At 69.0% G+C, this 21,588-nt stretch carries 20 protein-coding genes; 13 read left to right on the forward strand and 7 right to left on the reverse strand.

Going from position 1 to position 21,588, the window contains the following annotated elements; all coding sequences use genetic code 11:
* Positions 1–47: 47 nt before the first annotated feature.
* Entirely contained in the window at positions 48–1,052 is a 1,005-nt protein-coding gene (locus tag ACGFH6_RS23505; protein ID WP_393387439.1) for a LacI family DNA-binding transcriptional regulator, read from the reverse strand.
* A gap of 119 nt (positions 1,053–1,171) precedes the next feature.
* Between ACGFH6_RS23505 and ACGFH6_RS23510 the strand changes: the two genes are divergently transcribed.
* The 3 genes from ACGFH6_RS23510 to ACGFH6_RS23520 are packed head-to-tail and all read left to right on the forward strand — an operon-like array spanning position 1,172 to position 3,560.
* The gene (locus ACGFH6_RS23510; RefSeq protein WP_393387442.1) at positions 1,172–2,602 is read left to right on the forward strand and encodes an NAD-dependent malic enzyme; all 1,431 of its coding nucleotides are present in this window, start codon (positions 1,172–1,174) and stop codon (positions 2,600–2,602) included.
* Positions 2,603–2,995: a VanZ family protein gene (locus ACGFH6_RS23515; RefSeq protein ID WP_393387445.1), complete on the forward strand. Its 393-nt coding sequence runs from the start codon at positions 2,603–2,605 to the stop codon at positions 2,993–2,995.
* Between the two features lie 7 nt (positions 2,996–3,002).
* Positions 3,003–3,560, forward strand: coding sequence for a YqgE/AlgH family protein (locus ACGFH6_RS23520; RefSeq protein ID WP_131364478.1), 558 nt, complete (start codon positions 3,003–3,005; stop codon positions 3,558–3,560).
* 60 nt (positions 3,561–3,620) lie between these two features.
* Here the strand turns inward: ACGFH6_RS23520 and ACGFH6_RS23525 are convergent, their stop codons facing one another.
* Positions 3,621–3,887, reverse strand: a complete 267-nt coding sequence (locus ACGFH6_RS23525) for a DUF3039 domain-containing protein (protein WP_131517534.1) — start codon at positions 3,885–3,887, stop codon at positions 3,621–3,623.
* A gap of 139 nt (positions 3,888–4,026) precedes the next feature.
* On the opposite strand from ACGFH6_RS23525, the gene ACGFH6_RS23530 reads away from it, so the two are divergent.
* Positions 4,027–5,829, forward strand: coding sequence for a DEAD/DEAH box helicase (locus ACGFH6_RS23530; RefSeq protein ID WP_393387448.1), 1,803 nt, complete (start codon positions 4,027–4,029; stop codon positions 5,827–5,829).
* A 705-nt stretch (positions 5,830–6,534) separates the two neighbouring features.
* Positions 6,535–9,882 carry a CARDB domain-containing protein gene (locus ACGFH6_RS23535; protein WP_393387451.1) on the forward strand — a complete coding sequence of 1,116 codons (3,348 nt, stop codon included), beginning with the start codon at positions 6,535–6,537 and terminating at the stop codon, positions 9,880–9,882.
* A 70-nt stretch (positions 9,883–9,952) separates the two neighbouring features.
* Here ACGFH6_RS23535 and ACGFH6_RS23540 read toward each other — a convergent pair whose 3' ends face one another.
* The gene (locus ACGFH6_RS23540) at positions 9,953–10,795 is read right to left on the reverse strand and encodes a helix-turn-helix transcriptional regulator (RefSeq protein ID WP_393387453.1); all 843 of its coding nucleotides are present in this window, start codon (positions 10,793–10,795) and stop codon (positions 9,953–9,955) included.
* Between the two features lie 102 nt (positions 10,796–10,897).
* On the opposite strand from ACGFH6_RS23540, the gene ACGFH6_RS23545 reads away from it, so the two are divergent.
* The gene (locus ACGFH6_RS23545) at positions 10,898–11,626 is read left to right on the forward strand and encodes an SDR family oxidoreductase (RefSeq protein WP_393387456.1); all 729 of its coding nucleotides are present in this window, start codon (positions 10,898–10,900) and stop codon (positions 11,624–11,626) included.
* 29 nt (positions 11,627–11,655) lie between these two features.
* Here ACGFH6_RS23545 and ACGFH6_RS23550 read toward each other — a convergent pair whose 3' ends face one another.
* Both ACGFH6_RS23550 and ACGFH6_RS23555 read right to left on the reverse strand, forming a co-directional pair.
* On the reverse strand, positions 11,656–12,201 hold the full coding sequence (locus ACGFH6_RS23550) for an NUDIX hydrolase family protein (RefSeq protein ID WP_360453422.1): 546 nt from the start codon (positions 12,199–12,201) through the stop codon (positions 11,656–11,658).
* A 14-nt stretch (positions 12,202–12,215) separates the two neighbouring features.
* Entirely contained in the window at positions 12,216–12,860 is a 645-nt protein-coding gene (locus tag ACGFH6_RS23555; protein WP_393387458.1) for a helix-turn-helix domain-containing protein, read from the reverse strand.
* A gap of 118 nt (positions 12,861–12,978) precedes the next feature.
* On the opposite strand from ACGFH6_RS23555, the gene ACGFH6_RS23560 reads away from it, so the two are divergent.
* Together ACGFH6_RS23560 and ACGFH6_RS23565 are read left to right on the forward strand one after the other, a co-directional pair.
* Positions 12,979–13,740, forward strand: a complete 762-nt coding sequence (locus ACGFH6_RS23560; RefSeq protein WP_393387461.1) for a phytanoyl-CoA dioxygenase family protein — start codon at positions 12,979–12,981, stop codon at positions 13,738–13,740.
* Positions 13,741–13,769: 29 nt separating this feature from the next.
* Entirely contained in the window at positions 13,770–15,002 is a 1,233-nt protein-coding gene (locus ACGFH6_RS23565; RefSeq protein ID WP_393387463.1) for an MFS transporter, read from the forward strand.
* On the opposite strand, the gene ACGFH6_RS23570 is transcribed toward ACGFH6_RS23565, so the two are convergent.
* Positions 15,003–15,785: a hypothetical protein gene (locus ACGFH6_RS23570; protein WP_393387466.1), complete on the reverse strand. Its 783-nt coding sequence runs from the start codon at positions 15,783–15,785 to the stop codon at positions 15,003–15,005.
* A gap of 55 nt (positions 15,786–15,840) precedes the next feature.
* Between ACGFH6_RS23570 and ACGFH6_RS23575 the strand changes: the two genes are divergently transcribed.
* Positions 15,841–16,485: an IclR family transcriptional regulator gene (locus tag ACGFH6_RS23575; RefSeq protein WP_131361751.1), complete on the forward strand. Its 645-nt coding sequence runs from the start codon at positions 15,841–15,843 to the stop codon at positions 16,483–16,485.
* Here the strand turns inward: ACGFH6_RS23575 and ACGFH6_RS23580 are convergent.
* Positions 16,482–16,952 (reverse strand): Lrp/AsnC family transcriptional regulator, encoded by a 471-nt coding sequence (locus ACGFH6_RS23580; RefSeq protein WP_393387468.1) that lies wholly within the window; start codon positions 16,950–16,952, stop codon positions 16,482–16,484. The two genes, ACGFH6_RS23575 and ACGFH6_RS23580, sit on opposite strands and share 4 nt — an antisense overlap.
* 150 nt (positions 16,953–17,102) lie before the next feature.
* On the opposite strand from ACGFH6_RS23580, the gene hppD reads away from it, so the two are divergent.
* The 4 genes from hppD to ACGFH6_RS23600 all read left to right on the forward strand — a co-directional run bounded on the left by hppD (position 17,103) and on the right by ACGFH6_RS23600 (position 21,573).
* Positions 17,103–18,305, forward strand: coding sequence for a 4-hydroxyphenylpyruvate dioxygenase (gene hppD / locus ACGFH6_RS23585; protein WP_393387471.1), 1,203 nt, complete (start codon positions 17,103–17,105; stop codon positions 18,303–18,305).
* A gap of 296 nt (positions 18,306–18,601) precedes the next feature.
* Entirely contained in the window at positions 18,602–19,075 is a 474-nt protein-coding gene (locus tag ACGFH6_RS23590; RefSeq protein ID WP_393387473.1) for a hypothetical protein, read from the forward strand.
* A gap of 310 nt (positions 19,076–19,385) precedes the next feature.
* Complete coding sequence (locus ACGFH6_RS23595; protein WP_393387476.1) at positions 19,386–20,762, forward strand: FAD-binding oxidoreductase; 1,377 nt, start codon at positions 19,386–19,388, stop codon at positions 20,760–20,762.
* 181 nt (positions 20,763–20,943) lie between these two features.
* Positions 20,944–21,573, forward strand: a complete 630-nt coding sequence (locus tag ACGFH6_RS23600) for a hypothetical protein (RefSeq protein ID WP_393387479.1) — start codon at positions 20,944–20,946, stop codon at positions 21,571–21,573.
* Positions 21,574–21,588: the final 15 nt, after the last annotated feature.

The following is a 21,588-nucleotide window of genomic DNA, read 5'->3' on the forward strand; positions in this document are numbered from 1 at the left end:
CGGCCCTTTGGCTGCCGGACACGCGGGGAGCGGCCGGCGCAGCCGGCCTACCTCCTGTTGAGCTGCACGCTGCTCGCCCGTTCGATCAGACGCGCGCCGAGCGTCGTGGTGGTCGGCGGCCGGCTGCTGTCCGTGATCCGCGCGAGCAGCAGCCGCGCGGCGACCGCACCGATCTCGTAGGCCGGTTGGGCGACCACCGAGAGTGGGGGATCGAGCAGCTCGGCCCAGGGAGCGTCGTCGAACGCGACCAGGCCGACGTCGGTGCCCGGGCGAAGGCGGAGCTCCTGGAGGGCCTGCAGGACACCTACCGCCATGGCGCTGTTAGCCACCAGGAGAGCGTCGGGTGGCTCGGGTTGTGACAGGACGTCGAGGGAGGCGCGTCGGGCGCCGGCGGCCTTGTACTCGGTGCGACGGACCAGCTTGGTCGTGGTGCGGCGTTTCGCGGACTTCAAGGCGTCCCGGTAACCGGCCAGCCGGTCGTCGGCCGTCCGTACTCCGGCGGGTCCGGTGATGCAGCCGATCCGTTCGTAGCCTTGGGCAACCAAATGCCCGGTCGCCTGCTTCGCCGCCTGCCGGGTGTCCACGAGCACCGCGTCGCTGTCCTGCTCGGGCAGCGGGCGGTCCACGGCGACGTACGCTGTACCCCGGCTTGCCAGCTTCGCGACGCTGGTCGCCGTACCGCTGGGGGACAGGATGACGCCGGCGACGCGTTCCTGGATCGCGATGTCGATGTAGCGGTTCTCCTTGTCGGCGTTCTCGTCGGAGTTGCACAGCACGACCGAGTAGCCGACCTCGTGCGCGACGTCCTCGACGCCGCGAGCGAGCGCGGTGAAGAACGGGTTCTCGACGTCGGAGATGATCAGCGCGACGACAGCCGCCTCCTGGCGGCGCAGCGCCCGGGCCGGGCCGTTGGGCTGGTACCCGAGCTCGGTGGCGGCCGTCCGGACCCGCTCGGCCAGGTCCGGGTCGACCGTGGCCTTGCCGTTCAGCGCCCGGGACACGGTGGCCGTGGACACCCCGGCCCGAGCCGCCACATCACTGATCGTCGGCACCGATCCTCCCTTCGCTGAGGGGAAGACTAGCGGCCGAGTAAAGGATTACCCAGCGTTCTGCTGTGCACTTAACGTACGGAACCTCGGAGCCTTACCAGTGACGTGAGAGGATCACCGGCGTGACTGCCTTGCCGAGTGTTTCGTATTCCATCACCGTTCGCCTCGAGGTGCCCGCGGGTGGCTCGACGGTGAGCAAGCTGACGACCGCGGTCGAGCAGGCCGGCGGTCTGGTCACCGCGCTCGACGTGACGGCCTCCGGGCACGAGCGGCTGCGGATCGACGTCACCTGTGCCGCCGCCGACACCGAGCACGCCGGCCGTCTGGTCGAGGCGATGCGCGCCGTACCGGGAGTCGAGATCGCCCGGGTGTCGGACCGGACGTTCCTGATGCACCTCGGCGGCAAGATCTCGATGGAGGCCAAGCACCCGATCCGCAACCGTGACGACCTGTCGATGATCTACACGCCGGGTGTGGCGCGGGTCTGCCTGGCGATCGCGGCCAACCCCGAGGACGCGCGCCGGCTGACGATCAAGCGCAACAGCGTCGCGGTCGTCACGGACGGATCGGCCGTCCTCGGGCTGGGCAACATCGGCCCGAAGGCCGCGCTGCCGGTGATGGAGGGCAAGGCGGCGTTGTTCAAGCGGTTCGCCGGGATCGATGCCTGGCCGCTGTGCCTGGACACCCAGGACCCGGACGAGATCGTGTCGATCGTGAAGGCGATCGCGCCGGGCTTCGCCGGGATCAACCTGGAGGACATCTCCGCGCCGCGCTGCTTCGAGATCGAGGCCCGGCTGCGCGAGGAACTCGACATCCCGGTCTTCCACGACGACCAGCACGGTACGGCGGTCGTCGTACTGGGCGCGCTGTACAACGCGCTGCGGGTGGTGAGCAAGGACATCAGCAACGTGCGGGTGGTGCTGTCCGGTGCGGGTGCGGCCGGTACGGCGATCCTCAAGCTGCTGCTCGCGGCCGGGGTGAAGGACACGATCGTCGCCGATGTCGGTGGCGTGATCCACCCGGAGCGCGACGGCCTGTCGCCGGAGCTGCGCTGGATCGCGGAGAACACCAATGCGGCCAAGTACAGCGGCGACCTGAAGGGCGCGCTGGCCGGGGCGGACGTGTTCATAGGGGTGTCGGCGCCGAACATCCTCACCGGTGCGGACATCGCGACGATGAAGGACGATGCGATCGTGTTCGCGCTGGCGAACCCGGTGCCGGAGGTCGACCCTGCGGAGGCGGGTGAGCACGCGGCGGTGGTGGCCACCGGACGGAGCGACTTCCCGAACCAGATCAACAACGTGCTGGTCTTCCCGGGCGTCTTCCGCGGCCTGCTCGACGCGCAGTCGTCGAAGGTGTCGATCGAGATGGAGCTGGCCGCCGCGAAGGCGCTGGCCGGCGTCGTCACCGACGAGGAGCTGAACGCGACGTACATCGTGCCGAGCGTCTTCCACCCGGAGGTGCACAACATGGTGGCGCACGCCGTCCGCGACGCGGCCGGCGGCAAGGCCCCGGCGCACGAGAACTTCCCGGACGACTCCCCGGTTCTGTAGATGACGGCAACGGTGACCGGGGACACCAGCTCGCGAGTGGCGGTGTGGGCGTGGCGGGCCGCCTTCGTCGCGGCCTGCCTGCTGCAGCTGTACGGCGTCTATGCGCCGCGGGAGGCGGGTCCGCACGTCGGGATCCCGATGGCGGACAAGTTCGCCCACATGTTCCTGTTCGGGTCGGTCGCGTTCCTCGGGCTGAAGCTGCGGATCTCGGCGCGCTGGTTGCTGGGGGCATTGGTGGCGAACGCGATCGTCAGCGAACTGGCGCAGTACTACCTGCTGCCCCAGCGTGACGGCGATCCGTTCGACGTACTCGCGGATCTGATCGGCGTGGCGCTCGGCGCCTGGCTCGGGTTCCGGGTGTTCCGTGGTCCACGGGCGTCGCGCACGACATGATGGGGGTATGACGGCCTCGACTCTGACCGGTTCGCTGCTGGTGGCGACCCCGTTGCTCGACGAGCCGCCCTTCCGCCGGTCGGTGATCCTGCTGCTGGATCACGACGACGACGGCGCACTCGGGGTGGTGGTGAACCGTGCCGCCGACCTGGCCGTGGACCGGGTGCTGCCGGACTGGTCCACCACGGTGAACGAACCCGGGGTGCTGTTCATGGGCGGCCCGGTCGGCACCGACAGCGCGCTGGCCGTCGCCGAGGTGATCGAGACGGCCGACCCGCCCGGCTGGCGTGAGTGCTTCGGCCGGATCGGGCTGATCGACCTCGACGTACCGCCGGCGCTCCTGGAGGGGGCGATCCAGCGGATGCGCATCTTCGCCGGGTACGCCGGCTGGTCCAGCGGGCAACTCGAGGGCGAGATCACCGAGGGCGCCTGGTACGTCGTCGAGTCCGAACCCGACGACGTGTTCAGCCTGCACCCGGACACGCTGTGGCGCCGGGTCCTGCGTCGCCAGAACGATCAGATGGCGTACCTGGCGACGTACCCGGACGACCCCACACAGAACTGACGCCCGCGCACCTCGGGTCGAGGCCGCGCGGCTCGGCGCGGCCCCTCGCCTGGGAGGGCTCTACTCGCCGCCCTCGTCGTCACCCGGGTTGAGCGAGTCCCAGATCTCCTTGCACTCCGGACAGACCGGGAAGCGCTGTGGGTCCCGGCTCGGCACCCACACCTTGCCGCACAGGGCGACGACCGGCGTCCCCATCACCATCGCCTCGGTCAGCTTGTCCTTCGGCACGTAGTGCGAGAACCGCTCGTGATCGCCGGGCTCTGCCGGCGCCGGCTGCGTCCGCTCGTCGACGACCGTCTCGGCCCCCGGGCTCAGCTGAGTACTCATGTCCCCGAGTGTAGGCCGACACACCAGTCGACCCGGGAACTTTCTCCACAGACCGCTCGTACTGCGACACGCCGGTCAGGGTTTGTCGGCGAAGTCAGGTAACGTTCCTGCACGGCCGACAGTCGACTAACGGGGGAGTATGCCGTCCGTGGATTCGAGCGTGCCAGCTGGACCAGCCGTGCTTCCGCCGGCGTATCCGGATCGCGCCGCGTGGGGTACCGCCAGCAAGCTGCGGGCCTGGCAGGCGGAGGCACTCAAGCTTTACTTCGACAGCCAGCCGCGGGACTTCCTCGCCGTGGCGACACCCGGAGCGGGTAAGACCACCTTCGCTCTCACCGTGGCCGCCGAGCTGTTGCACCGACGGCTGATCGAGCGGGTGACGGTGGTGACGCCGACCGAGCATCTCAAGGTCCAGTGGGCCGAGGCCGCCGACAAGGCCGGGATCGCGATCGACCCGGCGTTCGCCGGCCGGCGCGGCAAGACCAACAAGGACTTCCAGGGCGTCGCGGTCACCTACGCCGGGGTCGCGGTGAACCCGTTGGCCTTCCGGGTCCGGACCGAGCGGTTCAAGACGCTGGTGATCCTGGACGAGGTGCACCACGGCGGCGACGCGCTCAGCTGGGGTGAAGGCGTGCGGGAGGCGTTCGAGCCCGCGGCCCGCCGGCTCTGCCTGACCGGTACGCCGTTCCGCAGCGACGACAACCCGATCCCGTTCGTGACCTACGAGACCGCCCACGACGGGGTCGCCCGGAGCAAGGCGGACTACACCTACGGCTACGGGCACGCGCTGCAGGATCACGTCGTACGCCCGGTGATCTTCATGTCGTACTCCGGTGAGATGCGGTGGCGCACGAAGGCCGGTGACGAGGTCGCGGCGCGGCTGGGTGAGCCGCTCACGAAGGACCTGACCGCCCAGGCTCTGCGTACGGCGCTCGACCCGGCCGGCGAGTGGATGCCGGCGGTGCTGGCGGCCGCGGACAAGCGGCTCACCGAGGTCCGTCGGCACATGCCGGACGCGGGCGGTCTGGTCATCTCCGGCGATCAGAACACGGCCCGTGCGTACGCGAAGACGCTGCGCGAGATCACTGGCCAGGCGCCGACCGTGGTGCTGTCGGACGAGAAGGCGGCGAGCAAGAAGATCGCGAAGTTCTCCGCCGACGAGTCGCGGTGGATGGTCGCGGTCCGGATGGTGTCGGAGGGTGTCGACGTACCGCGGCTGGCGGTCGGGGTGTACGCGACGCCGACGTCGACGCCGCTGTTCTTCGCGCAGGCGGTCGGGCGGTTCGTCCGGGCCCGCAAGCGGGGTGAGACGGCGTCGGTGTTCGTGCCGTCGGTGACGCGGCTGCTCAGCTTCGCCGCGGAGATGGAGGTCGAGCGGGACCACGTGCTCGGCCGGAAGAACACGAACGAGGACGGGGACATCTTCGCGCTCGAGGACGATCTGCTGGCGAAGGCGAACCAGGCTGAGGGTGCCAGTGACGACCTGGAGGCGAAGTTCGAGGCGCTCGGGTCGGATGCGAGCTTCGACCGGGTCGTGTTCGACGGCGGTGACTACGGGACCGGTGGGGATCAGGCCTCCGATGAGGAGCTGGACTTCCTCGGGTTGCCTGGGTTGCTGGAGCCGGATCAGGTGCGGGAGTTGCTGCGCAAGCGGCAGGCGAAGTCGATCGCTGCGCAGAAGCGGTCGCAGCGCCCGGGATCGTCCGAGCGTGAGGACCCGACGCCGACCGAGCTGGCGACCCACGAGCAGGTCGCGCTGCTGCGCCGCGAGCTGAACGGGTTGGTCGCCGCCTGGCACCACCGCACCGGTCAGCCGCACGGCGTCATCCACAACGACCTCCGCCGCAAGCTCGGCGGCCCAGCCGCCGCCCACGCCTCCTCCATCCAACTCAAAGAACGCATAGAACTAATCCGAGACTGGGCCACCCAACGCCGAGCCTAAGCACCCGCCGGGGCCCCGCCCGGGGTGGCGAGGAGTGGCTCGGTCACCCGACGCCGAGCCTAAGTACACCCGGGCTTCGCCCGGGTTGGTAGGGAGCAGCCGGGCCACCCGGTGCAAAGTCTGAGCGCACCTGGGTTTCGTCCGGGGTGGTGGGGGTGGCTGGGCGACCCGATGCTGGGTCTGAGTGTGCAGGGCTTCGCCCGGGGTGGTGGTGAGTGGCTTGGGTTAGCTACCCGGTGCCGGGTCTGAGTGTGCCCGGGCTCTGCCCGGGGTGGTGGGCGGTGGCTGGGCCACCCGGTGCCGAGCCTGCGTGCACCCGGGCTTCGCCCGGAGGTGGTGAGGAGTGGCTTGGTCACCCAACGGCGAGCCTAAGTACGCTCCGGCCTTCGTCCGGGGTGGTGGGCAGTAGCCGGGTGACCCGGTGTCGGGTCTAAGTGCACCCGGGTTTCGCCCGGAGGGTGGGGTGGCTGGGCGGCCCAGTGCCGGGCTTAGGTGCACCTGGGTTTTGGCCGGGGCCGCGGGCTCGGCCCGGGGAACAGCGTCGCGTTCAGACGTTGTGTAGGTCGGGTTGATGGGTGTGCGCGGTGTGGCGAAGTGTTGACGTAGTGCGAGTGCTGTTGCAACATTCGACTACCTGTCCTGCAAGAAGTTAGCAGATCTGCGAAATTTCTCGTCCTTCCCATCGCCCATACGGAGGACCGCCCGATGTATCAGCCGAACGTTCGACGGCTCCTGCTTGCGCTTGTTCTGATCGCGGCCGGGCTGCTGCCCATCAGTGCGACGGCGGCCGTCACGGCCGACCTGTCCAAGACCCTCTCCGCCAGCAGTTCACTCGGGGAGTACCCGAGCGGCAATGCCGGTGACGGCAACCAGAACACCTATTGGGAGAGCGCCAACAGCGCGTTCCCGCAATGGATCCAGGCCGATCTCGGCTCCAGCACCGATGTCAACCAGGTGACGCTGAGGCTCCCCGCGTCCTGGGGCGCCCGGTCCCAGACCATCACCGTCCAGGCCGGCGTGAACGCTGCGTCGCTGAGCACAGTCGTCGGCAGTACGGCGTACTCCTTCGCACCGACTGCGAACAACTCGGTCACGATCAACTTCGCCACCACGTCGGCGCGCTACGTCCGGCTGACCGTGACGGCGAACAGCGGCTGGCCGGCCGCGCAACTGTCGGAGTTCGCCCTGGCCGGGCCTGGTGGCGGGCCGGTCGAACCACCGACCGGGACGGACCTCGCCGCAGGTAAGCCGATCGAGGCATCCTCGTCGGCCTTCAACTTCGTCGCCACCAACGCGAACGACAACAACCTCGGCACGTACTGGGAGTCCAACGGCTACCCGTCGACACTGACCGTCAAGCTCGGCGCGAACGCCGATCTCAGTTCGGTCGTGGTGAAGCTCAACCCCGACCCGGTCTGGGGTCCGCGGACGCAGAGCATCCAGGTGCTCGGCCGGGAGCAGTCGGCCACCGGCTTCACGTCGCTCGTCGCCCGGACCGACTACCAGTTCAGCCCGTCCGGCAACCAGAACTCGATCACGATCCCGGTCACCGGCCGGTACGCCGACGTACGGCTCCAGGTCGTCAGCAACACCGGCGCGCCCGGCGGCCAGGTCGCCGAGTTCCAGGTCTTCGGTACGGCGGCGCCGAACCCTGACCTGGTCGTCACCTCGGCCACGTGGAGCCCGGCGAACCCGACCGAGACCACCCCGATCACTCTCTCGGCGACGGTCAAGAACTCCGGCACTGCGGCGGCCCCGGCCAGCAGCCTGAACTTCCTGCTCGGCGGCTCGGTCGCCGGCACCGCATCCGTCGGCGGCCTCGCCTCCGGCGCCTCCACCACGGTCACCGCCAACGCCGGAACCCATGCCCAAGGCAACTACACGCTCGCCGCGGTGGCCGATGCCACCAACATCGTCGTCGAGCAGGACGACAGCAACAACACGTTCCAGTCACCCACCCAGCTAGCCGTCGGCCAAGCGGCCGGACCGGATCTGCAGGTCACCGGCATAACCTCCAACCCGGCGAACCCGGCCCCCGGTGCCCAGGTCTCCTTCACAGTTGCCGTGAACAACCGCGGTACGGCGGCTTCCAGCGCGACCACCGTCACCAGACTCACCATCGGCAGCACCACGCTGAACACCAACACAGCCTCGATCGCGGCCGGTGCGACTGCGAACGTCGCAATGACCGGGACCTGGACTGCCACCAACGGCGGCGCGACTCTCACCGCAACCGCCGACGCGACCAACACAGTTGCCGAGACCAACGAAACCAACAACACCCTGTCCAGGTCGATCGTGGTCGGCCGCGGTGCCGCCGTACCGTACACGTCGTACGAGGCGGAAGCGGGCGACTACAACGGCACGCTGCTCACCTCGGATGCCGAGCGCACCTTCGGCCACACGAACTTCGCCACCGAGTCGTCCGGCCGTCAGTCGGTCCGGCTGAACTCGACGGGGCAGTTCGTCGAGTTCACCGCGACCGTGCCGACGAACTCGATCGTGGTCCGCAACTCGATCCCCGACTCGGCCAACGGGCAGGGGCTTGAGGCAACCATCAGTCTGTACGTCGACGGCACCTTCAAGCAGAAGCTGAACCTGTCCTCGCACAACAGTTGGCTCTACGGCAACAGCGACGGACCGGAGTCGCTGACCAACACTCCGGGCGGCGACGCGCGCCGCCTCTTCGACGAATCGCACGCCCTGCTCGGTACGTCGTACCCGGTCGGCACGAAGTTCAGGTTGCAGCGCGACTCCGGCGACAACGCGTCGTTCTACATCATCGACATGGTCGACCTGGAGCAGGTCGCCCCGGCCCTCAGCCAGCCGGCCGGCTGTACGTCGATCACGCAGTACGGCGCCGTGCCGAACGACGGGGTCGACGATGCGGACGCGATCCAGCGGGCCGTCACCGATGACCAGAACGGCGTGATCAGCTGTGTCTGGATCCCCACCGGGCAGTGGCGGCAGGAGAAGAAGATCCTGACCGACGACCCGCTGAACCGGGGTCAGTACAACCAGGTCGGGATCAGCAACACCACGATCCGCGGCGCGGGCATGTGGTACTCGCAGCTCTACTCGACCATCGAGCCGCAGAACGCCGGCGGCATCAACCATCCGCACGAAGGCAACTTCGGCTTCGACATCGACAAGTCTGTGCAGCTCTCGGACATCGCGATCTTCGGGTCCGGCCGGATCCGCGGCGGTGACGGGAACGCCGAGGGTGGTGTCGCGCTGAACGGCCGCTTCGGCACCGGAACCAAGATCAGCAACGTCTGGATCGAGCACTCGAACGTCGGGGTCTGGGTCGGACGCGACTACGACAACATCCCCGAACTGTGGGGTCCGGCCGACGGCCTGGAGTTCAGCGGGATGCGGATCCGCGACACGTACGCCGACGGGATCAACTTCGCCAACGGCACCCGCAACTCGAAGGTGTTCAACTCGTCCTTCCGTACCACCGGCGACGACGCGCTGGCGGTCTGGGCGAGCAAGTACGTCAAGGACCAGTCCGTCGACATCGGCCACGACAACGCGTTCACCAACAACACCGTCCAGTTGCCGTGGCGGGCGAACGGCATCGCGATCTACGGCGGGTACGGCAACAAGATCGAGAACAACCTGATCTACGACACGATGAACTACCCCGGCATCATGCTGGCGACCGACCACGACCCGCTCCCGTTCTCAGGGCAGACGCTGATCGCCAACAACGCGCTCTACCGGTGTGGCGGGGTGTTCTGGAACGAGGACCAGGAGTTCGGTGCGATCACGCTGTTCCCGGCGAACCTGCCGATCCCCGGCGTGACGATCCGCGACACCGAGATCTACGACTCGACGTACGACGGGCTGCAGTTCAAGACCGGTGGCGGTGAGATGCCGAACGTCGCGCTCACCAACCTCCGGATCGACAAGTCGAACAACGGCTCCGGCATCCTCGCGATGGGCGGCGCGCGCGGCAGCGCCACCCTCACCAACGTCGTCGTCACCCACTCCCGCGACGGCGACATCGTGAAGGAGCCCGGCTCGACCTTCACCTTCACCGGCCAATAACCCACCACCTTCACCGGGCCCAGCCCGCCCCGGTGATCCTGAGCCCCCGCGCGCCCCGAGGTGCGGGGGCTCAGCCGTGGGACAGCGTCTGGGTGCCGATCACGTCGAGCAGGCGCAGAGCGTGGTCCGACGGAGAGCCGGGCTCAGCGGTGTAGATGACCACCCGCTGGTCGCGTTCGGGGATGACCAGGACCTCGCAGATCACGTCGATCCGGCCGACCTCGGGGTGGAGGATCGTCTGGCACAGGCTCTGCTGCCGGGCGACCTCGTGCCGGGACCAGATCTCGGCGAACTCAGAGCTCCCGGCGAGGAGATCGGACACCAATTGCGCGATTGCGGGGTCGTCCGGGTAGGTCCCGGTCGCGGCCCGTAGATCTGCCGCCGCCTCGCGCGCGAACGCCTGGGTCGCGTCCATCCCGTACCGCTCCGCCTGCCGATCGCCGTGCAGGAACCGCAGCCGCAGCAGGTTCCGCTCCTTCACCGGCAGCGCGGAGAAGTCCGTCATCAGGGCCGCCGCCTGCCGGTTCCACGCGAGTACGTCGTACTTCGCGTCCAGCACGATCCCCGGTACGTCGAGGCGCCCCAGCATCCGCAGTACGCCGTCGCGCACGTCCGGCGGTGGACCCGGGGGAGGACCCGGCTGCTCACCGGCCAGCCGGAACAGGTGGTCGCGCTCGTCGTCGTTCAGCCGCAAGGCCCGCGCCAGCCCGGTCAGCACCGGACGCGACGGTCGCGGCCCGCGCCCCTGCTCGAGCCGCGTGTAGTAGTCGGTCGACATGGTCGCGAGACTGGCGACCTCCTCGCGCCGGAGTCCGGGCGTACGTCGACGCAGCCCGGCCGGAAGCCCGACGTCGGCAGGTGTCAGCCGCTCCCGCCGTACTCGCAGGAACTGCGCCAGCTGACCCCGATCCACCCGTCCAGCATTGCAGCAGGCCGGTAGCGCCAACCAGGGACTGCCGATCCCAGGCTGAGCTCGCTCTGCCTCGCGCCGCCGCCGTTCATCAGCCTGGAGGACATGACTGAGAAGAGGATCGCGCTCGTCACGGGCGCCAACAAGGGCATCGGCAAGGAGATCGCACGACAGCTCGGGGCGGCAGGATTCGTCGTGCTGGCCGGATCGCGGGATCTGGCGCGGGGCGAGGTCGCTGCGAAGGAACTGGTTGCCGAGGGCTTCGATGCGGCCGCGGTCCAGTTGGAGGTGACCGACGATCGGTCGGTCGGGGCCGCGGCCGACCTGATCGACCGTGAGTACGGTCGGCTGGACGTGCTCGTCAACAACGCGGCGATCATCCCGGTCGGCGACGACGCGGTGTCGCGGGTGGACAGCGACGTACTGCGGCAGGCGTTCGAGACGAATGTGATCGGACTGGTCGGGACGACTCGGGCCATGCTGCCGCTGCTGCGGAAGGCGGACGGGGCGCGGATCGTGAACCTGTCGACGTCACTGGCCTCGTTCACCCAGGTGGGCGATCCGGAGTCGCGGATGTCGACCGTGCTGACCCTCGGCTACAACTCGTCGAAGGCGGCGGTGAACATGGTCACGGTGATGCTCGCCAACGAGCTACGCGGCAGCGGGATCCTGGTGAACGCCGCCGACCCGGGCAACTGCGCGACGGACATGGGTGGCTGGGACGCGGCCCGCACACCTGCGCAGGGCGCGGCCGTCGCGGTCCGGCTGGCAACGCTCGGCGCCGACGGCCCGACCGGCGAGGTCCACGCCGAGGCAGGCCGCCTACCTTGGTGAGCCCGCGCTGACAGGCTCGGCCGGAGACGTCAGACGAGGGCGCCGGACCAGGCGAGGGCCTGCTTGATCAGATGCCCGCGGCCGCCTTCGAGGTCGGTCAGAAGGGCCGGTTCCAGTGCTTCCTTCGGCGTCAGCCAGGTGAGCTCGAGCGCGTCCTGCCGCGGATTGCAGTCGCCGGTCACCGGTACGACGTACACCAGCGCGACCGCGTGCTGACGCGGGTCGTGCAGCGGCGTGACACCGGGCAGCGGGAAGTACTCCGCGACCGTGAACGGCACCGGGCTCATCGGCAGCCGCGGGAACGCGGCCGGGCCGAGGTCCTTCTCGATGTTGCGCTGCAGGGCGTCGCGGATCGACTCGCCGTGCATGACGCGGCCGGAGACCAGGGTCCGGATGATCTGCCCGGTCTCGGCCGCCCCGCGCAGCAGAACCCCGACGTGCTCGATCTGGCCGGCGGCGTCGACGCGGGCCGGCACGGCCTCGACGTACAGGATCGGCACCCGGGAGCGGGTCTCTTGCAGCGCGAAGTCGGAGAGCCAGCCGGGGTTCGGGTCAGGCGTACGAACAGACGTCATGGAGACATCTTTGCTTACGGTCCGAAAGCGGCCCGGTACCGGGAGGGACTGAGCCCGAAGCAGGCCCGGAAGCGGCGGCTGGCGTGGCTCGGGTCGTGCCAGCCGACCATCGCCCCGACGGTCGCGACCGGCAGGTCGGTCTCGATCAGCAGCCCGGCCGCTCGCTCGGCCCGGAGCCGGTTCAGGTAGGCCATCGGAGAGAGGCCGGCCGTCCGCCCGAACAGCCGGACCAGGTAGCCGGGGGCGAGGTTCACCGCGGCGGCCAGCCGGTCCAGTGTCCACGGCTCGTCGATGCTTGCCTCCAGCAAGCGCATCGCGTGCTGCACGGCCGGGTGCGCCAGGGTCGGCGGTCCGTCACTCGGGATCAGCGCGGCGGACAGCAGGCTGAAGATGTCGGCACCCAGATAGGCGTTGCGGACCACGAGCCCGTCGCAGCCGGTGTACCCGTGCCAGTCGCCCGGCCGGAGGACGACGACCGAGTCGCGCCGCAGCGGGACCTCACCGGCGGCCGAGACGTGAGTACCCCGGCCGGCGAGCACGACGGCGATCTCGAAGAACGCGTGGCTGTGCGGTGCGACGTCGGCCACCAGTTCGAGCCGCTCACCGGCGACCGGAAGCCGCTGGTCGGGGAACACCTCACTGCTCAGGATCTGGTGCACCGCACACCTCCGGAGGTCAAGATCAGTCAAGCATCGGTCAATGGTTGCCTGTCGCCGCGCGCGGATTCAGGCGAGGCTGGAAAGACCTTCCCGCCAACGGATTCCAAGGAGTGGCCCGATGACCACGATCGACCCTACGGCACCCGCCGTGCTCGATGAAGAGACCATTTCCGCCTATCGCCGCGACGGGGTGGTCCGGATCCGGAACATCATCGGCGCCGACGAGGCGGCCCGGTTCCGCGACGCCGCGGTCGCCGCCACCGCGGCGGCCGACGACTACTCGGAGGGGTCGGCGATCTTCAACCAGTACGTCAACGTCTGGCGGCAGGACGACGTACTGCGCGAGCTCACGCTCGATCCACGACTGGCCGCCGCGGCGACGGCGCTGGCCGGGGTGCCGTTGCGGATCTGGCACGACCAGCTTCTGATCAAACCGCCGCACAACGGCGCGGCCACCGAGTTCCACCAGGACGCGCCGTACTGGCCGCATGCCGGGGCGCGGCACTCGCTGTCCGCCTGGGTCGCGCTGGTCGACGTCCCGGTGGAGCGCGGGTGCATGACCTTCATCCCCGGCTCGCACGATCACCAGGACCTGCGCCGGCAGGACCTGGCCGATCGGGACGACATGTTCCGAGCCGCGCCCGACCTGCGCTGGGAGGAGCGGCTGACCATCCCGTTGCGGGCCGGCGACTGCACCTTCCACAACGCCTACCTGGCCCACTCCGCGACCCCGAACCTGACCGACGATCCGCGGATCGCCCACGTCGCGATCTACGTCGACGCCGAGGCGACGTACTCCGGTGCCGGGCACGTGGTCACCGACGGGCTCGGGCTGACGGTCGGTGAACCGCTTGACCACGAACTGTTCCCGCGCGTCTGATCCTTCACGTCGTGACATAAGTTGTCACCGTGCCGCTGCTGACTGACATCCGCCCGCTGAAGGAATCGCCGGACTTCCGCCGGTTGTGGGTCGGGTCGACGGTGTCGCAGCTCGGGACGCAGATGACCGCGGTGACGGTGTCGATCCAGGTGTACGCACTGACCCGGTCGACGTTCGCGGTCGGGCTGGTCGGGTTGTGCGCGCTGGTGCCGTTGGTCGTGTTCGGGCTGTACGGCGGGGCGATGGCCGATGCGGTCGACCGGCGGATCCTCGCGCTCGTCTCGTCGACCGGGCTCTGGGTGCTCTCGATGATCCTGGTGCTGCAGTCGCAGCTGAACTGGGGCCAGGTGTGGATCCTGTACGCCGTCGTCGCCTGCCAGTCGGCGTGCTTCGCGGTGAACGGCCCGGCCCGATCCGCGATCATCCCGCGGCTGATCCGGCCCGAGCTGCTGCCGGCCGCGAACACGCTCAGCCAGGCCGCGTTCAACCTGGGCTTCACCGTCGGGCCGTTGCTCGGCGCGGCGGTGATCGCCTGGCACGGGTTCGCGGCGGCGTATCTGGTCGACGTGATCACGTTCACCGCGGCGCTCTACGCGCTGTTCCGGCTACCGGCCGTGCCGCCGACCGGGCTGGTCCGGCGGGCCGGTCTGCGGTCGGTGCTCGAGGGGTTCACGTTCCTCCGGGCCGCGCCGGCACTGCTGGCGACGTTCCTGGCTGACATCCTCGCGATGGTGTTCGCCCAGCCTCGTGCGCTGTTCCCGGCCGTGGCGGGCTCGTTCTTCGCCGGTGGCGTCCGTACCGTCGGTCTGCTGCAGGCGGCGCCGGCGATCGGCGCGCTGATCGGCGTGGTGTTCTCCGGCTGGGTGAGCCGGGTCCGAAGACAGGGAGTGGCGATCGTCGTCGCGATCACGGTCTACGCGACGGCGGTCGGCCTGTTCGGGTTGTCCCGCACGATCTGGCTGGGCGTCGCGTTGCTCGCGTTGTCGGGGGCGGCCGACATGGTGAGTTCGGCGTACCGGAACACCGTGCTGCAGTCCGCCGCGCCGGATGCCATGCGTGGCCGGCTGCAGGGTGTGTTCACTGTGGTCGTGGCCGGCGGACCGCGCCTGGGTGACTTCGTCGTGGGTACGTCGGCCTCCCTGACGACCCCGACCATCGCGCTGCTCGGCGGTGCCGCCGTCTGCATCGCCGGCCTGCTGATCCTGCTCGCCCGCAACCGCCCGTTCCGCGAGTACGACTCCAAGACCCGGGCGCTGAGCTGATCAGCCCCCGGTGACCAGCTTCTTCAGCACCGTCGGCCAGGAGTCGGCGTCGGGGTTGATCTCGCGCATCGGCTTGTCGTCGACGGTGACGACCTTGCGGTCGCCCAGTGGCTTCTTCAGCTTCACCGAACTCAGCGAGATCGCGTCCTCCGGCGGGCACGGCGTGTCCGAGTCGAGCAGGACCATCACCTTGTCCTCCTCCTCGACGACCTTCAGGTCCAGCGAGCAGCTGCTGCCCGAGCCGACCAGCAGATCCACGTCGTCGTAGCTGGGGCCGTTCTGCATCCACTTCAGGTACTTCGGGTGCTTCTTGTGGATCAGCTGATAGGTCTCGACCGGCTGCGGCTTCGCCTCGAGCGGCTTGAAGCCGGTGGGGTCGCCGAAGAAGCTGCCGAAGATCTTGTTGATGCACGGGTCGCGGTCGGCCTTCCCGGGGATCGCGCCCCAGGCCTCGGCGGCCTTGTAGCAGCCGTTCCGCTCCCGGTTCAGAGAGATGTTGAACCCGATCAGAGCGACCACCCCGGCCACTAGCAGGACGGCGAGCATGCGCCGCGACTTGATCTGCTGCGGGCCGAGAATCCCGGCCGCGCGCCGCGCCTCGGCCGGCTGCAGCGCCGGGTCCTGAGCCGGGTCCAGCGCCGGATCCGGCTGCTCCGGGACCTGCCGGAACAGTGCCAGTACCGAGCTCGTCCACTGCGGATTGATCAGCGTCGGGATCGCGTAGAGCAGCGTCAGCCCGATCACGATGGCGATGGCGGGGAGGAGCGCCCAGTAATTTCGCACGGCAGCAAGATACGGGGCCATCGGGCCGCGCCCGAAAAACGGATACTCTTCGAACGTGCCCGCAGAGACCTCGCAGACGCTGGACCGGGGACTCACTGTCCTCGAACTGCTCGCGGACGCCCCGGACGGTCTCTCGATCACCGAGCTGGCCGCCGCATTGGGGGTCAGCCGGACCGTCGTCTACCGGTTGGTGAACACCCTCGAGCTGCACCGGTTGGTCCGGCGCGACTCCGAGGGACGAGCCCGGCTCGGCCTGGCCGTCCTGCACTACAGCCGTCGCGTTCAGCCCACGCTGCGTGACGCCGCGCTTCCGGTACTGCGCTCACTCGCCGAGGACACCGGTGCGACGGCGCACCTGACCGTCGCGGACGGCGAGGAGGCGCTCGCGATCGCGGTGATCGAGCCGAGCTGGACCGACTACCACGTCTCCTACCGGATGGGGTCGCGGCACGCGCTCGATCAGGGTGCCGCCGGCAAGGCGATCCTGGCCGGTCGCCGCAAGCCGGATCCAGCCGGGCGGCCGTTCGTAGTCACCTCCGGCGAACTGCAGGCCGGTGCCCAGGGTGTGTCGTCGCCGGTGCTCGGCGTGCCCGGAGTGGAGGCCTCCATCGGGGTCGTCGTACTCGGCAAGCTCGATCGCGAATTCGTCGGCCCGCGCGTTGCGCGGGCCGCTGTCGAAGTGGCCAAGCGTCTGGCCTAACCCTTGGTCGCCGCCTCGACCAGGGGGAGCACGCGGTGCGGGATCTGCTCGGCGAGGGCGATCACCGTGGATGCGCGCTGGATGCCCTGGACGATCACCACCTGATCGATCACCCGCTGCAGGTCGGCGTTCGAGCGCGCGACGATCCGGCACCACAGGTCCTCGGCGCCGGTGATCGTGTGGACCTCGAGCACCTCCGGGATCCGCGCCAGCGCCGCCGCGACCGTCGTATGCCCGGACCCTTGCTCGATCTGCAGGGTCGCGAATGCCGTGACCGGATAGCCGATCGCGGTCGTGTCGATGTCCGGGCCCCAGCCGCGGACGACGCCGTCGCGCTGCAACCGGTCGAGCCGTGCCTGTACCGTCCCGCGGGCGACCCCCAGCCGACGTGACGCCTCGAGGACGCCGACCCGTGGTTCGGCCGCGAACAGCCCGAGGATCCGGGCGTCCAGCGCATCGACCGACATACCGCGCCTCCCGTAGTGGTCAGACTGACCAAATGGTCCAGCAGTGATGTCAGCATACTGAACAACCTGTGCAGCGAAATAGAGATGTGTTGCGCAACCTGTGTCCTCCGCACCAGGCTCAGGCCACGAATCCAACCTGGGAGGATCACGATGACCAGCACCGACCTCACCCCCGCAGAGCTCGACGCCGATCTCGACCTCGACCAGCTCAAGCAGCTCGTCGGCCTGGTGCCGTACGACGAGAGCACCGACCCGTTCCCGGTCACCGCGATGGACGCGGTGGTGTTCGTGGTCGGCAACGCGACCCAGACCGCGAAGTACTACCAGCTCGCCTTCGGCATGGACCTGGTCGCGTACTCCGGCCCGGAGACGGGCAACAAGGACAACAAGGAGTTCGTGCTCAAGGCCGGCTCGGCCCGCTTCGTTGTCAGCGGCGGCGTCAGCCCGAAGAGCACGCTGCTCGACCACCACCGCAAGCACGGCGACGGCGTGGCCGACATCGCGCTCGAGGTGCCCGACGTGGACAAGTGCATCGAGCACGCCCGCGCCCAGGGCGCCGTCGTACTCGAGGAACCGAACGACGTCACCGACGAGCATGGCACGATCCGCCGCGGTGCGATCGCGGCGTACGGCGACACCCGGCACACGCTGGTCGACCGGAGCCGGTACGACGGTCCGTACCTGCCCGGGTTCGTTGCGGCGAGCACCCAGGTGACCCGGCCCGAGGGCCACCCGAAGCGGCTGTTCCAGGCCGTCGACCACGTCGTCGGCAACGTCGAACTCGGCAAGATGGACGAGTGGGTCGGGTTCTACAACAAGGTGATGGGCTTCGTGAACATGGCGGAGTTCGTCGGCGACGACATCGCCACCGACTACTCCGCGCTGATGAGCAAGGTGGTCGCCAACGGCAACCACCGGGTCAAGTTCCCGCTGAACGAGCCGGCCGTCGCGAAGAAGAAGTCGCAGATCGACGAGTTCCTGGAGTTCTACGACGGCGCGGGCGCGCAGCACATCGCGCTGGCCACCAACGACATCCTGCGCACCGTGGACATCATGCGGGCGAACGGGGTCGAGTTCCTCGCCACGCCGGACTCGTACTACGAGGACGCGGAGCTGCGGGCCCGGATCGGTGAGGTGCGGGTGCCGATCGAGGACCTGCAGTCGCGCGGCATCCTGGTCGACCGCGACGAGGACGGGTACCTGCTGCAGATCTTCACCGCACCGATCGGCGACCGGCCGACGGTGTTCTACGAACTGATCGAGCGGCACGGTTCGCTCGGCTTCGGCAAGGGCAACTTCAAGGCACTGTTCGAGGCGATCGAGCGCGAACAAGAGCGACGCGGCAACCTCTGACCCACCCCCGGGCATTTCGACGGATATCCCTTGCGGTGGCCGGTTGTACCCCCGAATTACGAGGGGAGAACCGGCAACCGTAGGGGTTGTCCGTCGAAATGTGGGTGGGGGGAAGGGGGTGGGCGGCGTGGGGTGTGGACCGGTGAATCGGTTGCCCGGTGGGGTAAAGCTTGCCGGGAGCAACTGGATACGGCGTGTCGCCGTCCGATTACCGGAATGACTGTCGGGGCAGGGGCTGTTCGCGTAGTGTGCCCGGTGAATGGGCGTCGGGGCGTTCGTTCAGGAAGGGTTTCGTCATGAAGACACTGAGCATTCTGCTCAGCACCGCGGGCCTGGCCGGAGTGGGTGCGATCGCCCTCGCCGCGACCCCGGCCCAGGCGGCCGAAGCCGCCACTTGCTCGGGTGCGAGGTCCATCTCGTCGGCGCCGATGCTGCGTGATCACCAGCCGCCCAGTTGGGGCACGATCCGCCTGGTCCGCGACAACTGTTACCAGTACTGGGCCGAGGTCACCATGGTGTCCAAGATGCCGGCCAACGCGAAGGCCAACGCCTACCTGGTCCAGTACGGCGGAGCCAACAGCGGCCGGGTGCTCAGCTGTGACAGCAGCGGCGGCAACGGCTCGGTGATCCAGGGCCAGCGCACCTGCCGCACACCCAAGGTCAGGGCCACCGCCGGCAGCATCACCTTCACCGCCATCGGCCGCGAGTACCACAACTACGGCGGCGGCTACGAGGAAATCTCCGAGAACGCCACCTCCCGCACCCGCTAACCAGCACGCACTGCCCGGCCACACCCGCAAGTCTGCGCGGCCACAGCCGGCAAGTCTGCGCGGCCAGACACGGCAGGTCTGCCCGGTCGTGGTTGGTTGCTGTCGCGTGTTCTGTTCCTGCGCGTGAACCCGCCCGGAGAGCCAGCCGGCTGGCTGGCTCTCCGGGCGGGCTGCATCAGCACGAGCCGGTGGAGGTGGTTGGGGTGGTTGGTGGGTGAGGGGCCTGGGAGACGGTCGGGGTAGGGAGTTCGACGGGGGTCGGACATAGTTACTGGAGCGTCAGGTCGGGGGGTGCTACTAGGCTCGCGGTATGAGTGACGTGGTGGAGTTGCTTGCGCAGGTGTTGCCGCGTGAGGCGTTGGTGACTGATCCGGATCGGATGGAGAGTTACCGGTACGACCGGGCGATGTTCTGCCCGGCGGGGATGCCGCTTGCCGTGGTGCTGGCGCGGGAGACCGCGCATGTGCAGGCGGCGGTGAAGATCGCGGCCGAGGCCGGTGTGCCGGTGGTGCCGCAGGGCGCGCGCTCCGGGCTGTCCGGGGCGGCGAACGCGCTGGACGGCTGCATCGTCATCTCGCTGGAGAAGATGGACAAGGTGCTGGCGATCGAGCCGATCGACCGGTACGTCGTCACCCAGCCCGGCGTGTACAACGCCGTACTGTCCCGTGCGGTCGCCGAGCACGGGCTGTTCTACCCGCCGGACCCGTCCAGCTGGGAGTTCTGCTCGATCGGCGGGAACCTGTCCACGAACTCGGGCGGCCTGTGCTGCGTGAAGTACGGCGTGACCACGGACTACGTGCTCGGCCTGGAGGTCGTGCTCGCGGACGGCCGGGTGCTGCGGACCGGACGGAAGACGGTCAAGGGCGTGGCCGGGTACGACCTGGCCAAGCTGATCGTGGGCAGCGAGGGGACGCTCGGCATCATCACCGAGGCGACCCTGGCGCTGCGTCCGCAGGCGGCGCAGCCGCGGACCATGGCCGCGTTGTTCGACTCCGGGCCCGCGGCGGGCGCGGCGATCCTCGAGATCATCCGCAGCGGCGTGTCGCTCAGCCTGCTGGAGATCATGGACCAGACCACGATCCGCGCGGTGAACGCGTACAAGCGGATGGACCTGCCCGAAGAGGCCGCGGCGATGCTGCTCGCCCAGTCCGACGCCGGCGGTGAGGCCGGCGCGGCCGACGTCGCGATGGTGGCGAAGCTGTGCCGGGACAACGGTGCGATCGAGTGCATCGAGGCAGACGACCCGGCCGAGGGCGAGCTGCTGCTGGAGGCCCGGCGGGCGGCGCTGCTCGCGCTCGACGAGCTCGGTACGACGATGATCGACGACGTCGCCGTCCCGCGGTCGCGACTGGCCGAGTTCATCGGCCTGTGCGAGGACATCGCGAAGGACCTCGACATCACGATCGGCGTCCTCGGGCATGCCGGTGACGGCAACATGCACCCGACCGTGGTCTTCGACCAGACCGATCCGGCCCAGGCCGAGCGGGCGCAGCAGGCGTTCGACAAGGTCATGGAGGTCGGGCTCCAGCTCGGCGGCACGATCACCGGCGAGCACGGCGTCGGCGTCCTGAAGCGGACCTGGCTGGCCGAGGAGATCGGCCCGGTGGCGCTCGACGTACACCGTGCGATCAAGCAGGCGCTGGACCCGAAGAACATCCTGAACCCGGGCAAGGTCGTCGCCGAGTAGGGGACTGGGTCAGGGGAGAGATTGCCGGGGCAGCGAACCGTCGGGCTGTGACTGAACCGCAATGGAACTGGTGGGGCCATTCGACGTCCATGGCCGTCGAATGTGACGTCCGGCCAGCACTATGGAAGGTAGTTGACTGAATCTCCCGGGGGAATCGATGAGGCAGGGTAGGAGGCGCCCTATGCGCATGTGGCGAACCGGGCGCGCCGCCTCCACGCCGCTTGGCGTGCTCCGCCGTACCGTGCTGCCCGCCGTCGCGGCCGTCGTCGCACTGACGGCCCTGTCCGCCTGCGCGAACGGCAGCGGCCTGCGGGTCGAGGGCGCCGAGCCACCCCCGCCGAGCCCGTCCCCGACTGTCGCCTTCGGCACCACCGGGCCGGCCCCGCGGAGCACCCCGGCGGCGGCCGTCGATCTGCGCCAGGTCCGGGTGAAACTGCTCGCGGACAGGGCCCTGCCGGCGTACTCGCGGAGGGTGCTCGCGAATTGCACCAAGATTGAGCGTTGCCTCAGCCTGGGTACGACCGTTGATGTTATGCACAGCGGTACGCCTCAGCAGATCGTCTTGATCCACACCGTGGACAAGTTCGTCTTCGGCTACTTCCTGATCGCGGTCGAGCCCTCGGGCCTGCGATCGATCTGGAGCCAGAAGGTGGACCAGCCGACGATCACAGCCAGTCCGAAGGGTGACCTGGTGGTGGAGTCCGAGATCTTCACGATCGAAGACCCGCCCTGTTGCCCGTCCGGACGGCGGGTCGAGGTTTACCGTTGGGCCGGTCGGCAGATGACCAAGGTGAGCTCGACGGACCAGTAGGGAGACTGAACTTCG

It is taken from the genome of Kribbella sp. NPDC049227 (assembly GCF_043197265.1).
Lineage (GTDB): Bacteria > Actinomycetota > Actinomycetes > Propionibacteriales > Kribbellaceae > Kribbella.